This is a genomic window from Micromonospora sp. BRA006-A (assembly GCF_033433935.1).
GTDB classification, from domain to species: Bacteria; Actinomycetota; Actinomycetes; order Mycobacteriales; family Micromonosporaceae; genus Micromonospora; species Micromonospora aurantiaca.
This window is the reverse complement of the sequence record NZ_JANCLW010000001.1, coordinates 4493898-4510243: the sequence shown is the minus strand read 5'-3', so window position 1 is coordinate 4510243 and position 16346 is coordinate 4493898. Positions and strand designations below refer to the sequence as shown.

At 74.2% G+C, this 16346-nt stretch carries 18 protein-coding genes; 11 read left to right on the top strand and 7 right to left on the bottom strand.

The features are described 5' to 3' along the window. Nucleotides 1-24: 24 nt before the first annotated feature. Entirely contained in the window at nucleotides 25-1158 is a 1134-nt protein-coding gene (locus NMK34_RS20340) for a lytic polysaccharide monooxygenase (protein ID WP_176739886.1), read from the bottom strand. A 328-nt stretch (nucleotides 1159-1486) separates the two neighbouring features. Here NMK34_RS20340 and NMK34_RS20335 point away from each other — a divergent pair, with 328 nt between their 5' ends. Both NMK34_RS20335 and NMK34_RS20330 read left to right on the top strand, forming a co-directional pair. Beyond that, complete coding sequence (locus tag NMK34_RS20335; RefSeq protein WP_318334783.1) at nucleotides 1487-2416, top strand: carbohydrate kinase; 930 nt, start codon at nucleotides 1487-1489, stop codon at nucleotides 2414-2416. A 257-nt stretch (nucleotides 2417-2673) separates the two neighbouring features. Beyond that, entirely contained in the window at nucleotides 2674-2853 is a 180-nt protein-coding gene (locus NMK34_RS20330; protein ID WP_318334782.1) for a hypothetical protein, read from the top strand. Between the two features lie 102 nt (nucleotides 2854-2955). Here the strand turns inward: NMK34_RS20330 and NMK34_RS20325 are convergent, their stop codons facing one another. Then, complete coding sequence (locus NMK34_RS20325; protein WP_318334781.1) at nucleotides 2956-4182, bottom strand: multidrug effflux MFS transporter; 1227 nt, start codon at nucleotides 4180-4182, stop codon at nucleotides 2956-2958. 82 nt (nucleotides 4183-4264) lie between these two features. On the opposite strand from NMK34_RS20325, the gene NMK34_RS20320 reads away from it, so the two are divergent. Both NMK34_RS20320 and NMK34_RS20315 read left to right on the top strand, forming a co-directional pair. Continuing rightward, a complete protein-coding gene (locus tag NMK34_RS20320) occupies nucleotides 4265-4765 on the top strand; it encodes a MarR family winged helix-turn-helix transcriptional regulator (protein WP_318334780.1) in 501 nt (166 codons plus the stop codon). Nucleotides 4766-4772: 7 nt separating this feature from the next. Further along, nucleotides 4773-5675, top strand: a complete 903-nt coding sequence (locus NMK34_RS20315) for an aminoglycoside phosphotransferase family protein (RefSeq protein ID WP_318334779.1) — start codon at nucleotides 4773-4775, stop codon at nucleotides 5673-5675. A 13-nt stretch (nucleotides 5676-5688) separates the two neighbouring features. Here NMK34_RS20315 and NMK34_RS20310 read toward each other — a convergent pair whose 3' ends face one another. Together NMK34_RS20310 and NMK34_RS20305 are read right to left on the bottom strand one after the other, a co-directional pair. After that, on the bottom strand, nucleotides 5689-6516 hold the full coding sequence (locus NMK34_RS20310) for an MBL fold metallo-hydrolase (protein WP_318334778.1): 828 nt from the start codon (nucleotides 6514-6516) through the stop codon (nucleotides 5689-5691). Continuing rightward, nucleotides 6513-6917, bottom strand: coding sequence for a thioesterase family protein (locus NMK34_RS20305; RefSeq protein WP_318334777.1), 405 nt, complete (start codon nucleotides 6915-6917; stop codon nucleotides 6513-6515). The genes NMK34_RS20310 and NMK34_RS20305 overlap by 4 nt, the downstream gene beginning before the upstream one ends. A gap of 115 nt (nucleotides 6918-7032) precedes the next feature. Here NMK34_RS20305 and NMK34_RS20300 point away from each other — a divergent pair, with 115 nt between their 5' ends. Beyond that, entirely contained in the window at nucleotides 7033-8103 is a 1071-nt protein-coding gene (locus NMK34_RS20300) for a phosphatase PAP2 family protein (RefSeq protein WP_318334776.1), read from the top strand. Between the two features lie 91 nt (nucleotides 8104-8194). On the opposite strand, the gene NMK34_RS20295 is transcribed toward NMK34_RS20300, so the two are convergent. The 3 genes from NMK34_RS20295 to NMK34_RS20285 all read right to left on the bottom strand — a co-directional run bounded on the left by NMK34_RS20295 (nucleotide 8195) and on the right by NMK34_RS20285 (nucleotide 10732). Continuing rightward, nucleotides 8195-9637: a PH domain-containing protein gene (locus NMK34_RS20295; RefSeq protein ID WP_318336385.1), complete on the bottom strand. Its 1443-nt coding sequence runs from the start codon at nucleotides 9635-9637 to the stop codon at nucleotides 8195-8197. 284 nt (nucleotides 9638-9921) lie between these two features. Further along, entirely contained in the window at nucleotides 9922-10449 is a 528-nt protein-coding gene (locus tag NMK34_RS20290; RefSeq protein WP_318334775.1) for a PH domain-containing protein, read from the bottom strand. A gap of 73 nt (nucleotides 10450-10522) precedes the next feature. Next, nucleotides 10523-10732 carry a hypothetical protein gene (locus NMK34_RS20285; RefSeq protein WP_318334774.1) on the bottom strand — a complete coding sequence of 70 codons (210 nt, stop codon included), beginning with the start codon at nucleotides 10730-10732 and terminating at the stop codon, nucleotides 10523-10525. A 254-nt stretch (nucleotides 10733-10986) separates the two neighbouring features. Between NMK34_RS20285 and NMK34_RS20280 the strand changes: the two genes are divergently transcribed. The 6 genes from NMK34_RS20280 to NMK34_RS20255 all read left to right on the top strand — a co-directional run. Then, a complete protein-coding gene (locus NMK34_RS20280) occupies nucleotides 10987-12093 on the top strand; it encodes an AAA family ATPase (RefSeq protein ID WP_135241114.1) in 1107 nt (368 codons plus the stop codon). Beyond that, nucleotides 12072-13028 (top strand): DUF58 domain-containing protein, encoded by a 957-nt coding sequence (locus tag NMK34_RS20275; protein WP_318334773.1) that lies wholly within the window; start codon nucleotides 12072-12074, stop codon nucleotides 13026-13028. The genes NMK34_RS20280 and NMK34_RS20275 overlap by 22 nt, the downstream gene beginning before the upstream one ends. After that, nucleotides 13025-13975, top strand: a complete 951-nt coding sequence (locus NMK34_RS20270) for a VWA domain-containing protein (protein WP_318334772.1) — start codon at nucleotides 13025-13027, stop codon at nucleotides 13973-13975. Before NMK34_RS20275 ends, NMK34_RS20270 begins: the two co-directional genes overlap by 4 nt. Before the next feature lie 581 nt (nucleotides 13976-14556). After that, on the top strand, nucleotides 14557-15261 hold the full coding sequence (gene fabG, locus NMK34_RS20265) for a beta-ketoacyl-ACP reductase (RefSeq protein ID WP_135241112.1): 705 nt from the start codon (nucleotides 14557-14559) through the stop codon (nucleotides 15259-15261). A 23-nt stretch (nucleotides 15262-15284) separates the two neighbouring features. Continuing rightward, complete coding sequence (gene fabI, locus NMK34_RS20260) at nucleotides 15285-16052, top strand: enoyl-ACP reductase FabI (protein WP_135241111.1); 768 nt, start codon at nucleotides 15285-15287, stop codon at nucleotides 16050-16052. Nucleotides 16053-16129: 77 nt separating this feature from the next. Next, nucleotides 16130-16346 (top strand): helix-turn-helix domain-containing protein (locus tag NMK34_RS20255; protein WP_318336384.1); only part of this gene is annotated, 217 nt, incomplete at its 3' end.

The following is a 16346-nucleotide window of genomic DNA, read 5'->3' as shown; positions in this document are numbered from 1 at the left end:
CCGGGGGCCCTTCCCGCTACGGGATCACCTGCCGGTGCAGGTGACCGTCGGCAGGGAGTTGGTGCCGGAGAAGTTCGCGGTGAAGCCGAACGTCGTGGTGCCCTCCGGCGGGACGCTGCCGTTGTAGGCGGCGTTGGAGACGCTCACCGACGCCCCGCTGCCGCTCAACGTGCCGTTCCACACCTGGTTGATGGTCTGACCGCTGGGCCAGGTCCAGTTGGCCGTCCACCCGGAGTACGTCCGGGTGCTGTGGTTCATGATCATCACTTCGCCCTGGAAGCCGCCGTTCCAGGCGCTGACCACCTTGTACACCGCCATGCAGGTGCCGGACGGCATGGTCGGGCTCGTCGTCGGCGCGGGCGTGGTCGGGGCCGGGGTGGTCGGCGCGGGCGTCGTCGGGGCGGGCGTGGTCGGCGCCGGGGTCGTCGGGCCGGGGCTGCCGCCCGAGCCGATCCCGGTCACCTCGCCGTTGCCCCCGTCGAACGTCACGTCGGAGCAGCCGAAGAAGTTCTCCTGGCTGTCCGAGCGGACCCAGCGCGAGTAGATGATGTGCCGGCCGCTCTTGTTCGACGGCAGGTTACCGGTGAAGTAGTAGTGACCGTCGTTGGTGCCGACCGCGCCGCGCTGCGGCGGGTTGGTGACCTGCAGGAACGGCTGCTCCTCCAGGTCGCTCCAGGCCAGCGGCCGGTTCGGGCTCCAGCTGTCCTTGGTCACGTAGAAGTAGAACGTGCCCGGGTGGTGGGCCCAGTTGCTGTACCGGAACTCCATCGACCGGCCCGCCGTCAGGTGGGTGATCGGCCAGTCGTTGCGCGCCGCGTCGTACCCGCTGAAGCCGGGGTTACCGCCGCTGCACAGCTTGCCGTCGGGGATGAACCCGACGGTCCGCCCGCCGGCGTCGGAGCGCAGCACGCTGAACCAGTTGTACAGCGAGTTCGCCCCGCTCGTGGCCACCGCCGACGAGCAGGCGGGGTTGTTCGGCCGGATCTCACCGGTTCCGGTGAGGCCGTCCTTCCAGCACAGGTAGGTGCGGGCGCCCGGCGTCATGGCCGCGCCGTGTGCGGCCGCCGGTCCGGAGTTGGTGGCCAGGGCGAACGCGCCCAGGGCCAGGGTGGCGGCCGCGGTGAGCAACGCGGCCGTACGGGATCGGTGCACGGGGATCTCCTGACTCGCGGAGCGTGGCCCGGTTCGGCCCGCCCCGCTGCGACGAGCGGATGCGACGATCGCGGTGCCCGCGCCCGGTCGGCGTGCGGCCGGGGCCGTCGGCGGGCGCGCACCGCCTGCGGTCCGTTGCCACGGACCGTGGATGCCCTCGCGTCGGCTCGACCCGGCGGCCGGTGACGCGGCAGCCCCCCGCGTCGTTACCCGGCATCGCCATCCCACCACGTCCGGACGCCGCCCGCAATAGGTGCTGCTCGATGTCCGGGTCGCGGCGCGCCGCGACCCCGCCATGCGCCAGGATCGGGGGAGGACGACGAGGGGAGCCAGGATGGGGTACGCGGTGGTGCTCGGCGAGGCGCTGGTGGACCTGCTCGACGCCGAGCACGACGGAGAAGCCGTCTACCGGCAGGCGATCGGCGGCGGCCCGCTCAACGTGGCGGTGGCGATCGCCCGGCTCGGCGGGGACGCGCGGTTCGTCGGATCGCTCGGCGACGACGCGCTGGCCGGGCGGATCCGCGCGTTCCTCACCGACGCGGGTGTGGACGTGAGCGGGACTGTCACGGTGCCGGCGCCCACAGCGCTCGCCGTGGCGACGTTCGCCGGCGCGGAGCCGGACTTCCGCTTCTACGGCGAACCCCGCTCGTACGCGCTGCTCGGCCCGGACGACCTGGACGTGGCGCTGGTCGAGGGCGCGGACGTGCTCTACTGCGGCTCGATCGTGCTGCTCGACCCGCCGGTGCTGGCCGCCGCCCGGCGCGCCTGGTCGATAGCGGGCGCGCTGCGGGTGTTCGACCCGAACGTGCGGCCCCGCCTGCTCACCACGCCGGGCGCGCTGGACGGGCTGCGGGCGGTGGTCGCCGAGTTCGCGGCCGCCGCGCACCTGGTGAAGCTCAGCAGCGCCGACGCGCGGCTGCTCTACCCGGACGAGCCGGTCGAGGGCGTCGCCGCGTACCTGCGGGAACTGGGCGCGAGCACCGTCGTGGTCACGCTCGGCGCGGACGGCGCCCTGGTCGCCGCCGGCGACGACGTGGTACGCGTGCCCGCGCCGAAGGTGGACGCGGTGGACGCCACCGGCGCGGGCGACTCGGTGATGGGCGCGCTGGTGGCCGACCTGCTGGTCGCCGGTGAGCCGGCCGACCCGGCCGGGTGGCGGGAGCGGGTCGCGTTCGCGCTGCGGGTGGCGGCGGTGGTGTGCGAGTCACCGGGCGGCGCCACAGCCATGCCCACCCGCACCGCTGTCGAAGCCCGCTTCGCGTGAAAGGAAGGGCCCCTTCTTAGTGAGCGTTTGAGAAGTGGTGGGGTTGGGCGGCGTGTCGTGTTGGAGGTGAGGGAAGGCCCTCGGTAGGTCCGGTGGTGTCGAGCCAACCGTTTCCGTGCCGAGGGCCTTCTGATGTCGTTGTACCCGATCGTCGATGCGCAGTCCGCTTCGCCCCGCCGTTATCCGCCGCAGCGGGTTCGGCGGGAGCGGGAACGGGCGGCGCGGCGGCGGTATCCCGGTGATCTGACCGATGCGCAATGGGCGTTGATCGCGCCGTCGAACGCACCTTCGCCTGGATCAGCAAGAAACGCCGCTGCGTCCGCGACTACGAACACCTACCCGCCAGCCACGCCGCCTTCGTCACCTGGGCCATGATCCACGTCATGGTCACCCGCCTGGCCCGCAACACGAAACCGGCCCAGGCAACCAGCACCTGAACCGGCTTCTCAAACGCTCACTTAACGCCTCCGGTAGAGGAGGGGCCCCTTCTTAACACCCGCCCCACGCGCGGAGGCCGACGCCACGCGCGGAGTTCGGCGTCAGGCGCGCGGACGGGCCAGCGTCACGACGGCGGTCAGCGACAGGAACGCGGCGCCGGCCAGTACCACCGCCATCGGCAACGCGCTGCCCTCGCCGCCGAGCCCGACAAGCGGCGCGGCGAGCGCGCCCACCACCGACTGGATGCCGCCCATCAGCGCGGCAGCGGTGCCGGCGTGCCGGGCGTGCGCGTCCAGCGCCAGCGCGGTGCTGTTCGGCATCACCATGCCGAGCGAGCCGACGAAGGCGAACAGCGCCACCGCCGTCACGGCCAGGCTGCCGGCCAGCGCGCCGCTCAGCACGCCGATCGCGGTGACCAGGCCCACCACCAGCGTGGTGACCAGCAGCCGGCGCGGCGTGAACCGGTCGAGCAGCCGGGCGTTCGCCTGCCCGACGGCCACCAGGGCGAGCGCGTTGACGCCGAAGATCACGCTGAACACGGCCGCGGAGACGCCGAAGACGTCCTGGAACACGAACGACGACCCGGAGATGTACGCGAACAGCCCGGCGAACGCGAAGCCCTGTGTCAGCGCGTACCCGAGGTAGACCCGGTCGGCGAGCAGCGACCGCATGGTCCGGACGGTGGCCCCCAGGCCACCGGTGCTGCGGCGCTCGGCCGGCAGCGTCTCCGGCAGGCGCAGCGCGACGGCGACGGCGAGCACCGCCCCGATGACGGCGAGCGCCACGAAGACCGCCCGCCACGAGCCGAACCGCAGCACCAGGCTGCCCACGCCCGGCGCCGCCACCGGCGCCACCCCGAAGACCAGGGTGAGCCGGGAGAAGTACTTCGCGGCGTCCCGTCCCGAGTAGAGGTCGCGGACCACCGCGCGGGCGACCACCACGCCCATGCCGCCGGCGACGCCCTGGGCGAACCGCGCGGCTGCGAGTAGCGGGGCGTTCGGCGCCGCGGCGCACGCCAGCGCCAGCACGGTGTACGCGACCACGCCGACCAGCACCGGTCGGCGGCGCCCCCAGCGGTCGCTGAGCGGACCGGTGACGAGCTGACCCAGGGCGAGACCGATCAGGCAGGTGGTCAGCGAGAGCTGGATGCCGGCCTGGTCGGCGCCGAGGTCGCGGGTCATGGCCGGGAACGCCGGCAGGTACATGTCCAGCGACAGCGGGCCGATCGCGGTGAGCGTGCCGAGCAGCACCAGCAGCGTCACGCCGCCGGTGGACGTGGTGGTGCGGCCGGCGGCCGGGCGCGCGGCGGTCGGCGCGGCGTTGCTCACGAGTGGGTACCCCCTGGATCCGGTGCGTCCGGGTACCTTACATCTGTAGTCAGAACTATTGCGATGTGAGGCGGGTGACTCCGTGGCGACGAACGAGCAGGTCGCGCGCGTCGGCGCGGTCGTGGGGGAGCTGCACCGCCTCCTGCGCCGCCGGACCGGGGCACGTGTCGGACGCGACCCGCTGCCCGAGGCGCAGGTGGAGTTGCTGCTGCTGGTCCGGGAGACGCCCGGGATCAGCGGCAAGGAGGTGGCCCGGCGTCTCTGCACCGCGCCCAACACGGTGAGCACACTGGTTCGCGACCTCACCGACGCCGGGCTGCTGGCCCGTGACCGCGACCCCGGCGACCGCCGCGTGCTGCGGCTGCGGGTGACCGGGGCCGCCCGGGCCCGGATGGCCGACTACGAGACCAACCGCGCCGCGCTGCTCGACGAGGCGCTGGCCGAGCTGGAGCCGCCGGCACGGGCGGCGATCCTGGCCGCCGCCCCGCACCTCGACGCGCTGCTCGGCGCCCTGCGGGGACACGCCCGCCCCGAGCCGGCCCCCGGAAACCCGGTGGCCGCGGCACCGCCACGCCCCGCATGATCACCGGATGGCCCTGCACCAGGACGAGATACCCGTGGACGAGCAGGTCGTCCGGGCGCTGCTGACCGCACAGCGCCCCGAGTGGGCCGCGCTGCCGCTGACCCCGGCCGGCGCCGGGACCGACAACACGATGTACCGGCTCGGCGCGGACCTGCTCGTCCGCCTGCCGCGCACCGCCGAGAAGGCCGGCGCCCTGCGCAAGGAACAGCGGTGGCTGCCCCGGCTCGCGCCGCTGCTGCCGTACCGGGTGCCGGAACCGGTGTACGCCGGCGTCCCGGCCGACCCGTTCCCGCTGCCGTGGTCGGTGCAGCGGTGGATACCGGGCGACGAGGTCCGGTCCGGCACGGTCGAGGACTGGGCCGCCCTCGGCGCCGACCTGGCCGTGTTCGTCCGGCGCCTGCACGCGACCGACCTGCTCGGCGCGACCCGCGCGGGCCCGCTCAGCGGCTACCGCGGCGGCAGCCTCCGCCCCTGCGACACCTGGATCTCCGCGGCGCTCGACGACTGCCGGACCCTGATCGGCGACGAGACGGACGTCGACACCCTGGTCCGGCTCTGGCGCGACGCCCTCACCCTGCCCGAACCCGCCGGGCCGCACGTCTGGCTGCACGGTGACCTCAAGCCCACCAACCTGCTGGTGCACGACGGCCGGCTGCGGGCGGTCATCGACTTCGGCGGCCTGACCGTCGGGCACCCCGACGCCGAGCACGCGCCGATCTGGGATCTTCCGCCGCGGGCCCGGCACGCCTACCGGGAGGCGCTCGGCGTGGACGACGTGACCTGGGCGCGGGCCCGCGCCTGGGCGCTCGGCGTGGCGGCCAGCGGCGTCTCCTACTACTGGCACACGTTCCCGGCGTTCGTCACCGAGTGCCGCAACCGCCTCCGGGAGATCCTGGCCGACGCCGGCTGAACCCGGCCGCCGGTCAGGCCGTGCCGTCCAGCTCCGCGTAGCCGCGGCGGGCGGCGATCAGGCCCGGCCGCGCGCCGAACGGCGACTCGGCCGCCACCCGCTCCGGCGGGGCGCTGCCGGTGTGCCCGGCGCGGATCAGCCATGCCTGCCGCGCGAGCTGCGCGTGCTGCTCGCGGACGAAGTCCGCGCCGACCGGCTCGCCGTGGCCGGGCACCACCACCGTCGTGGGCGTGGTCATCCGCAGCAGGTCGGCCAACGCGTCCGGCCACTTCAGGGGGTACGACTCCTCGAACGCCGGCGGTCCGCTCTGCTCCACCAGATCGCCCGCGACCAGCACGTCCGCGTCGGGCACGTGCACCACCAGGTCGGCGTCGGTGTGCCCGTGCCCGGGATGGCGCAGCACCACCCGCCGGCCGCCGACGTCGAGCACCGTCTCCTCGTGCACCTCGTGCGTCGGCGCCCGCAGCTCGGTGTGCGCCAGCTCCTCGGCCAGCGCCGGATGCCCGGCACGCATCTCCTCGTACGCGGCCCGGCGCACCACGTCGGACCGGTCCCGCAGCGCCGCCGCGGCCTGGGCCTGCGCGTAGATCGCGGTGTCCGGCCCGGCCAGCGTGGCGTTGCCGAAACAGTGGTCGAAGTGGTGGTGCGTGTTCACGATCGTCCACGGGTACGGCGTCACCGCCCGCGCCGCCTCCGCCAGCTCCCGGGCCTGCCCGGCGGTGGAGAGCGTGTCCACGAGCAGCGCCGCGCCGTCACCGACCACCAGCACCACGTTGACCGCGAGCGTCGGCTCGCGCAGCACGTGCACCCCGGCGGCGACCTCGGAGAACCCGGCGGTCATGACCGGCGCACGGCCCGCTCGACGAAGCGCTGCCGGTCGACCAGCATCCGCTCGACCCGGCCCTGCGCCGCCACGGTGGGCCCGTCGGTGACCGTCACGTCGAAGACGAGCCGCTTCCCGTCGACCTTCACCAGCTCGGCGTGGGCGGCCACGGTGCGGCCGACCGGCGTGGCCGCGCGGTGCTCCAGCTCCACCCGGACGCCGACAGTCGTCGACCCGGACGGCATCCGGGTCGCGGCGGCGGCCACCGTCGCCGCCTCGGCCAGCGCCAGCACCCGGGGTGTGCCGAGCACCGGCACGTCACCCGAGCCGACCGCCTGCGCGGTGTCGGCGTCGGTCACTGTCAGCTCGACCCGGGCGGTCAGGCCCGGCGTGAAGGGCGACTCCGGCTGCTCCTGCATGCGGCCGAGCCTAGTGCAGCCGGCCCGCGGCCGTCCGGCGTCCGAGGCGCCACCGGTCCGGTCGTCACCGCCCGCCCGCATGCCCGCCGGTCGCCCGCCGTTAACCTTGTCCGCGATGGCCGAGCTGACACAATCTCCGACCCCCGCCCCCGACGCGACCACCGAGTCGCCCGACGGTGGGCGCCGCCGTGTGATCGCGATGACCATCTGGGGCGTCGCCTTCGTCGTCGCCTGGCTCGCCATCGGCCTGCCCACCGACCCGGCGTACGCGTTCCTGTGGATCTGGGCCGGCACGATCGCGTGGAACTCGGCCCGTCCGTGGCGCAGCCACCTGCGGTTCGCCCGGGACTGGATCCCGGTGGTGCTGCTGCTCGCCGCGTACAACCTGTCCCGTGGGTTCGCCGACAACGGTGCCACCCCGCACGCGATGGAGCTGATCGTCGCCGACCGCTTCCTCACCGGGTGGCTCACCGGCGGCGAGGTGCCGACGATCTGGCTCCAGGAGCGCCTGTACGACGCGTCCGAGGTGCGCTGGTGGGACGTGCTGGTGAGCTGGATCTACTTCTCGCACTTCGTGGCGACGTTCGCCGCCGCCGCGGTGCTGTGGATGCGCAACCGGCGGCGCTGGATCGCGTACATGTCCCGCTGGGGCTTCCTGTGCGCGGCCGGCCTGGTCACCTACTTCGCCTACCCGGCCGCGCCGCCGTGGTGGGCGGCGCAGAACGGCCTGCTCACCGAGGTCGCGCGGATCTCCACCCGGGGGTGGAAGGAGATCGGCATGCACGGCGCGGGCAACCTGCTCAACGCCGGGCAGATCGCCTCCAACCCGGTGGCCGCGATGCCGTCGTTGCACACCGCGTTCGCGCTGTTCGTGGTGCTGTTCTTCATGCGGTCGGTGCGTAAGCGGTGGTGGCCGCTGATGCTGGCGTATCCGCTGGCCATGACGTTCACGCTGATGTACAGCGGCGAGCACTACCTGATCGACGTGCTGGTCGGCTGGGCGTACGTGGGCATGACGTTCCTGGTGGTCGGCCTGGCCGAGCGCTGGTGGGCGGCGCGGCAGGCCCGGCGGGCCGGTGAGACCGCCGTCGCCGCAGGCGAGCCGTCCGCCGACGGCGACACCGCCGCCGACACCCCGGACCGCGTCGCCGACGACGTGGACGCGGTGCCCGCCGAGCGCCGGTAGGCTCCGCGCCACCGGCCGTCACGGGCGGCCGGGTCGTCGCCGCGCCGCCGTGGTTCGCCGCGCCGCCGCCGTGGCGTCGCGGCCGCCGGGGTCAGCGGCCGCCGTCGGTACGGCGGGCGGCGCGCGACCGCTCGGTCAGCTCCGCGGCCAGCTCCCACGCGTCGGCCAGATCCCGGTCGACGGCCGCCGCCCCGGCCCCACCGGCGGTGTCCGCGTGCACGGTGGCCAGCCGTAACAGCCGCTGCACCGGGCCCCGCGTGACCCGCACGCTCTGGATCCGGGCGTACGGCACCAGCGTCAACCGGCGGGTCAGCAACCCGGAGCGGGCCACGAAGACCCGCTCGTCGAGACCGGCGCCGACCACCTTGCGGCTCAGCGGTCGCAGCCACCGGGCCCGCGACGGGGGCGGCGTGGCGGGCAGCGCGTCCAGCCGTACGCCGGGCAGCACCTCCGCCACGACCATCGCGCCGGTGCCCGCGTCGCCGACCGGCAGGAGCCGGTCCGGGCGGTTGCGGTCGTCCGGCTCACCGGCCGAGTAGCCGGCCACCTCCAGCCGCAGCCGCAGCCACCCCTTCATCCGCCAGAGCAGCGGCCAGGTCGCCCGTACCGTCTGCACCCGGTGCAGCGGCACGGTCTGCATCCGCGTCTCCAGCAGCCCGTTGTGCACGCGCAGCGTGCCGTCGTCCCGGTCGAGCCGGAAGCTCCAGTCGTCGAGCACCCGGCGGATCGGTTGCAGCACCACACCGGCCATCGCGGTGAGGGTGCTCGCCACCGCGATGAACGACCACGAGCCCTCGGAGAGGAACTGGGCGCCGACGAACACCAGGCCCAGGGGCAGCAGGAACGCCTGCGGCGTGAGCAGCTGGCTGACCAGCAGATCCTGGTTACGGACGGCGTGCAGCCGGCGTCCCTCCGGCACCGGCGCGACCGGCGCGCCGGGCTCGGCCGCCGGAACCGGTGCCGGGGCGGAGCGACCGGCGACCGCGAGCAGGCGCTGCCGCAGCGCGGTCGCCTCGGCCACGCTGAGGTAGGCGAGCGGCGCCTCGGTCTTGCCCCCGCCGACCACCTCCAGCCGCAGCTCGGCCAGGCCGGTGAGCTGGGCCAGCAGCGGCCGGACCACCTCCACCGCCTGCAACCGCTCCAGTGGGATGGCCCGGGTACGCCGCCACAGCAGGCCCTCGTAGACCCGCAGCTCGCGGCCCACCAGGTGGTAGCCGGTGTTCCACCAGCTCACCACCGACAGCACGGTGGCGCCGAGCACGAAGACGGTGACCAGCACCGCGAACCAGCCGAACCCGACCCGCGACAGCGTCGACCAGGAGAGCCCGGCGATCACCACGACCAGCGACTTCGCGCCGTGCAGCGCCGGGCTGAGCGGATGCAGCCGCTGCCGAGGCTCCTCGCCGCCGGGCGGTCCGGCCGCCGGACCCCACGGTCCCGGGTACGGCGGCAGCGGCGCGGGCCACGGCCCGGGCGCCGCGTCGGGTCCGGGCGGCGGCCCGTACCCGGTCGGGGGTCCGTAGGTGGGCGGCATCCCGTAGCCCGGCTCCGGTGGGCCGTATCCGGACGGTCCGGGGACGGGCGGCGCGGCGGGCGGGGTGTAACCCGGCGCCGGCGGCCACGGATACCCGTTGGCCGGCTGCCCCGGCGCGGCGGGCGGCCCCTGATCAGACGACTGAGCGGGCCCGGGCGCCAGTCCCGGCGCGGGCTGCTGCCCCGGAGCCGGCGGCTGCGCCGCGTCGGCCGGCGCGGGCGGGCCGGGCGTCGGCTCGGGCCGGTCGTCGTGGGGCGGCGGGGCGCCGGAGTCGCTCCGTTCGCTCACAGGCCCTCCGCCCGGTCCTCGCCCAGCGCGGTCAGCCGGTCGCGCAGCCGGGACGCCTCGGCCGGGCGCAGGCCGGGCACGCGCGCGTCACTCGCGGCGGCGGCCGTATGCAATTGCACGGTGGCGAGGTCGAACGCGCGCTCCAGCGGACCGGCGCTCACATCGACGAACTGCATCCGCGAGTACGGCACGATGGACAGCCGCCGCACCAGCAGGCCGTGGCGCACGAGCAGATCGTCGTCGCGCTCGGCGTACCCCCACGCGCGGACCGCGCGCACGATGGTGACGGACCGCCAGACGCCCATCAGCAGGGCCACGCCGACGGCGGCGCCGAGCAGCCAGTGCCCGGACAGCGCCCAGGCCGCGCCGAGCACCACGAGCGCCACGGCCAGCCCGATGCCGAGCCGGATCAGCTCCACCCAGATCAGGTCGCGGGAGATCGGCTGCCAGCGGACCGTGTCCGGCCAGGGCTCCAGCGCGCTGCGCGAGGCGGGCGGGAGGCCGGCGGGGCCGTCACCGCTCACCGGGAGGACCTGCCGTGCGCGCCGCCGGTACGGGCTCGGGTCATCTGCTCGCTCACGCTTCGAGCGTAGGCGATCAGGGAAGCGGGACCACCTCGCGGAGGAAGCCGCGTGCCTCGAGGAAGTCACCGAGGGAGCCGCGGTGCTCCGGGCAGGCCAGCCAGGTCTTGCGCCGGTCCGGCGCGTGCAGGCGGGGATTGTGCCAGCGGAGCTGGAAGGCGGCGGGTGCGCGACACCCCCGCGCCGAGCAGGTCAGCGTCTCGTCCGGGGTGGTGGGAGTCGTCACCGGGGCGAGTCTAGAGGCCGCACGCGGGGAGTTTTAGCGCCGGGCGGCCACGGGGGGAGCCGCCCGGCGACGGGGTGAATCGTACACACTGCGGACCCCTTGTTGTCCACCCGTGTTCAGCGTTTTCCGCGCGGCGGGACGGTGTGGTGGGACGGCGCGGCGAAAATCGTGCCTCTCCCACCCTCGGCTCTCAGCGAGGCATGACAGTCTTGATACGCACCACGCCACGACGACGACCCTGCTGTGGAGGACCGGTGGCCCAGCCGACCACACCCGACGTGCCGAACCCGACCGAGGCGGCGCCGGACGCGCCGCCCCCGGCGGGCACCACCCCGGCACAGGACGCCACGCTGCTGGAGCGGGCGCTGTTCGAGACCAAGCGGGTGATCGTCGGCCAGGACCGGATGGTCGAGCGGATGTTCGTCGCGCTGCTGGCCCGGGGGCACTGCCTGCTGGAGGGCGTGCCGGGCGTGGCCAAGACGCTCGCCGTGGAGACCCTGGCCCGGGTCGTCGGCGGCTCGTTCGCCCGGGTCCAGTTCACCCCCGACCTGGTGCCCGCCGACATCATGGGCACCCGGATCTACCGGCAGTCCAGCGAGAAGTTCGACGTCGAGCTGGGCCCGGTCTTCGTCAACTTCCTGCTCGCCGACGAGATCAACCGCGCGCCCGCCAAGGTGCAGTCGGCGCTGCTGGAGGTGATGAGCGAGCGGCAGGTCTCCATCGGCGGCGAGAGCCACCGGGTGCCGGACCCGTTCCTGGTCATGGCCACCCAGAACCCGATCGAGCAGGAGGGCGTCTACCCGCTGCCGGAGGCGCAGCGGGACCGGTTCCTCATGAAGATCGTCGTGGGGTACCCGACGGACGCCGAGGAGCGCGAGATCGTCTACCGGATGGGCGTCGCACCGCCCGAGCCGGCCCGGGTGTTCGACACCCCGGACCTGGTCGCCCTCCAGCACAAGGCCGACCAGGTGTTCGTGCACAACGCGCTCGTCGACTACGCGGTCCGGCTGGTGCTCGCCACCCGGGCGCCGGCCGAGCACGGCATGCCCGACGTGGCCCAGCTCATCCAGTACGGCGCCAGCCCGCGCGCCTCGCTCGGCCTGGTCCGGGCCACCCGCGCGCTGGCGCTGCTGCGCGGCCGGGACTACGCGCTGCCGCAGGACGTGCAGGACATCGCGCCGGACATCCTGCGCCACCGGCTGGTGCTCAGCTACGACGCGCTCGCCGACGACGTACCGGCCGACCACATCGTGCACCGGGTGATGTCGACCATCCCGCTACCCGCCGTCGCGCCCCGCCAGCAGGCCACACCGCCGCCACCGGCCGTCCCGCACAACGGATGGCCCGGGCAGCGGCCGTGACCTCGCCCACCCCGCTGAGCGCCGCCGGCGACCGCTCGGGGGCCGTGCTGGCCCGGCTCCAGCTCATGGTCACCCGCAAGCTGGACGGGCTGCTCCAGGGCGACTACGCCGGGCTACTGCCCGGACCGGGCAGCGAGGCGGGGGAGTCCCGGGAGTACCGGCCCGGCGACGACGTGCGCCGGATGGACTGGCCCGTCACCGCCCGCACCACCATGCCGCACGTCCGGCGTACGGTGGCCGACCGCGAACTGGAGACGTGGCTGGCCGTCGACATGTCGGCCAGCCTGGACTTCGGCACCGGGCGGTGGCTCAAGCGGGACGTGGCGGTCGCCGCGGTCGCCGCGCTGGCCCACCTCACCGTCCGGGGCGGCAACCGGATCGGCGCCGTCGTCGGCACCGGCGGGGCCGGGGGGCCGGGGACGATGCTGCGGCTGCCCGCCCGCGGAGGCCGCAAGGAGGCCCAGGGGCTGCTGCGGGCGGTGGCGGGCGCCGAGATCCGGCCCGGCCGCAGCGACCTCGGCGCGCTCGTCGACATGCTCAACCGGCCGCCCCGGCGGCGCGGCGTCGCGGTGGTGATCTCCGACTTCCTCGCGCCGCCGCAGCAGTGGGGCCGGCCGCTGCGTAAGCTGCGGGTCCGCCACGACGTGCTGGCCGTCGAGGTGGTCGATCCGCGGGAACTGGAACTGCCCGACGTGGGGGTGCTGCCGGTGGTCGACCCGGAGAGCGGGGAACTGCACGAGGTGCAGACCGCCGACCCGGGCCTGCGCCGCCGGTACGCCGAGGCGGCGGCCGCCCAGCGCGGGGCGATCGCCGCCGAGCTGCGCGCCGCGGGCGCGGCCCACCTGCGTCTGCGTACCGACCGAGACTGGCTGCTGGACATGGTGCGTTTCGTCGCCGCGCAGCGGCACGCCCGCACCCGAGGGACGACTCGATGATCCGTTTTCTGCAACCGTGGTGGCTGCTCGCCGTGCTGCCGGTGCTCGCCCTCGCCGCCGCGTACGTCTGGCGGCAACTGCACCGCCGGCAGTACGCGCTGCGGTTCACCAACGTCGACCTGCTGCGTACCGTCGCGCCCAAGGGACTGGGCTGGCGGCGGCACGTCGCGGCCACCGCGTTCCTGCTCTGCCTGCTGGTGCTGGCGACCGGGCTGGCCCGCCCGGCGATCGACACCCGCGAGCCGCTGGAGCGGGCCACCGTGATGCTCGCCATCGACGTGTCGTTGTCGATGCAGGCCGACGACGTGTCGCCGAACCGCTTGGAGGCGGCGCAGGAGGCGGCGAAGCAGTTCGTCGGCGAGCTGCCGGAGAGCTACAACCTGGGGCTCGTCTCGTTCGCCAAGTCGGCGAACGTGCTGGTGCCGCCGACGAAGGACCGGGCCGCCGTCACCGCCGCCATCGACGGGCTGGTGCTGGCCGAGGCGACAGCCACCGGCGAGGCGGTCTTCACCTGCCTGGAGGCGATCCGCTCGGTGCCGGCCGACGGGGCCGCCGGTATCCCGCCGGCCCGGATCGTGCTGCTGTCCGACGGCTACCGCACGTCGGGCCGCTCGGTGGAGGAGGCCGCCGCGGCGGCGCAGGCGGCGAACGTGCCGGTGTCCACCATCGCGTTCGGCACCGACTCGGGGCAGGTCGACATCGGCGGGCAGCTCCAGCGGGTGCCGGTGGACCGCACCGCGCTGTCCCAGCTCGCGGAGACCACGCAGGGCTTCTTCTACGAGGCCGCGTCGGCCAGCGAACTGAAGCAGGTCTACCAGGACATGGGCAGCTCGATCGGCTACCGGACCGAGCCGCGCGAGATCACCCAGTGGTACGCGGGGATCGCGCTGCTGCTGGCGCTGTGCGCGGGCGCGCTGAGTCTGCTCTGGACGTCCCGGCTGGTGTGAGCCGGAACCGGCCGGCGGTGGTCAGTGACCGCCGCCGGCCAGCACGAACAGGACGGCCACCCAGACGGCGGCGAGGGTGAAGCCCAGCGGGGCGACGTAACGGCTCATGGGTGTGCTCCGTGGCGACGGTCGGCCCGGTGCGGGCCGTGGGGGGTCGGGGCGTACGCGCACGAAGTCGTGACCGGGTGCTCCGCCGCGCGGCAGGCCACACCCCGGCGTGCTTGCCGGGAGGCGGATGCGGTGCGGAGGGCGGGAAGCGGGTCAGCCGCGTCGACCGAGCCGTGGCTCAGCGGGGCTGACGATGGGCCCGGCCACGACTGGGAGGATCGCTATCTCGCACAGCGATCACCTCCTGTGGTCGGCGGGGCCCGGCGCGGGCGCAGACCGGCCCGCAGACGCGATCATCGTACACCGGGGGTGGGGGTGTCGCGCGCGCGGCCGACGCCCTCCGCCGACGCCCTCCGCGGACGCCTGCCGGCGGCGGCCGGGGTGGGCCGTGTGACCTGCGCGGGTTAGCGCTTACCTGTCGGTAACCCCTAGGCTCCGACCGACCGAGAGATCACTGGAGCAGAGGGGGATCCGTGGCCCGAACCGTGCTGGTGACCGGCGGGAACCGGGGGATCGGCCTGGCCATCGCGCAGGCGTTCGCCAAGCAGGGCGACCGGGTGGCGGTGACGTACCGGAGCGGCGAGGCTCCCGACGGCCTGTTCGGCGTGCGGTGTGACGTGACCGACGCCGAGTCGGTCGACGCGGCGTTCACCACGATCGAGGCCGAGCTCGGCCCGGTGGAGGTGCTCGTCGCCAACGCCGGCATCACCGACGACACGCTGATCATGCGGATGTCCGAGGAGCAGTTCGCCCGCGTCCTCGACACCAACCTGACCGGCTCGTTCCGGGTCGCCAAGCGGGCCTCGACGAAGATGCTCCGCGGCCGCTGGGGACGGATGATCTTCATCTCCTCGGTGGTCGGTCTCTCCGGCGGCGCGGGCCAGGTCAACTACGCGGCCAGCAAGGCCGGCCTGGTCGGCGTGGCCCGCTCGATCACCCGCGAGCTGGGCGCCCGCAACATCACCGCGAACGTGGTGGCGCCCGGCTTCATCGACACCGACATGACCGCCGGCCTGCCCGAGGAGCGCAAGGCGGAGATCCGCAAGTCGATCCCGGCCGGGCGGATGGCCACCCCGGACGAGGTCGCCGGTGTCGTCACCTGGCTCGCCTCGGACGCGGCCGGATACGTCACCGGCGCCGTCATCCCGGTCGACGGCGGCCTCGGCATGGGTCACTGAGCAGAGCACGGAGGAGACACGCAATGTCCGGACTTCTCGCCGGTAAGCGGCTGCTTGTCACAGGCGTCATCACCGACGCGTCGATCGCCTTCTCGGTGGCGAAGCTCGCCCAGGAGAACGGCGCCCAGGTCGTGCTCACCGGCTACGGCCGGCTCTCCCTGGTGGAGCGGATCGCCAAGCGGCTGCCCGAGCCGGCGCCCGTGATCGAGCTGGACGTCACGAACGAGGAGCACCTGGCCGGGCTCGCCGACAAGGTGCGCGAGCACGTCGACGGCCTCGACGGCGTGGTGCACTCGATCGGGTTCGCCCCGCAGAGCTGCCTCGGCGGCGGCTTCCTCGACGCCCCCTGGGCGGACGTGGCGACCGCGCTCCAGGTCTCCACCTACTCGTACAAGTCCCTCGCGATGGCCGCGCTGCCGCTGATGTCCGCAGGCGGCGCCGTGGTGGGCCTCACGTTCGACGCCACCAAGGCGTGGCCGGTCTACGACTGGATGGGCGTGGCGAAGGCCGGGCTGGAGTCCGCCTCCCGCTACCTGGCGCTGCACCTGGGCAAGCAGGGCATCCGCAGCAACCTGGTCGCGGCCGGCCCGCTGCGCACCATCGCCGCCAAGTCCATCCCCGGCTTCGACCAGTTCGAGGACGCCTGGACCGAGCGGGCCCCGCTGGGCTGGAGCCTCACCGACCAGGAGCCCGCCGCGCGGGCCTGCCTGGCGCTGCTGTCCGACTGGTTCCCGGCCACCACCGGCGAGATCGTCCACGTCGACGGGGGCTACCACGCCATCGGCGCCTGAGATGTAAGGAAGGGCCCCTTCTTAACGCCCTTGGGTTCTAGGGATCGTTGCAACGCCTGACCTGATCAGGGGTTGCAGTGTTCGAGATCCGTGGGGATCGCCGGCCGCAGGGACCGAAGAAGCTTCGGGCGGAGCGTCAGGCATATTTGGATCTTGTGGCGCGGGGTGTGAGTACGAGTGAAGCGTGCCGGCTGGTCGGGATCAATCGCAGGACTGGTCACCGCTGGCGGTACGGCCGCACGAGTCAGATGAAGGCCGGGCAGCAGGGAGTACCTCCCGCTGAGATCGGAAGAG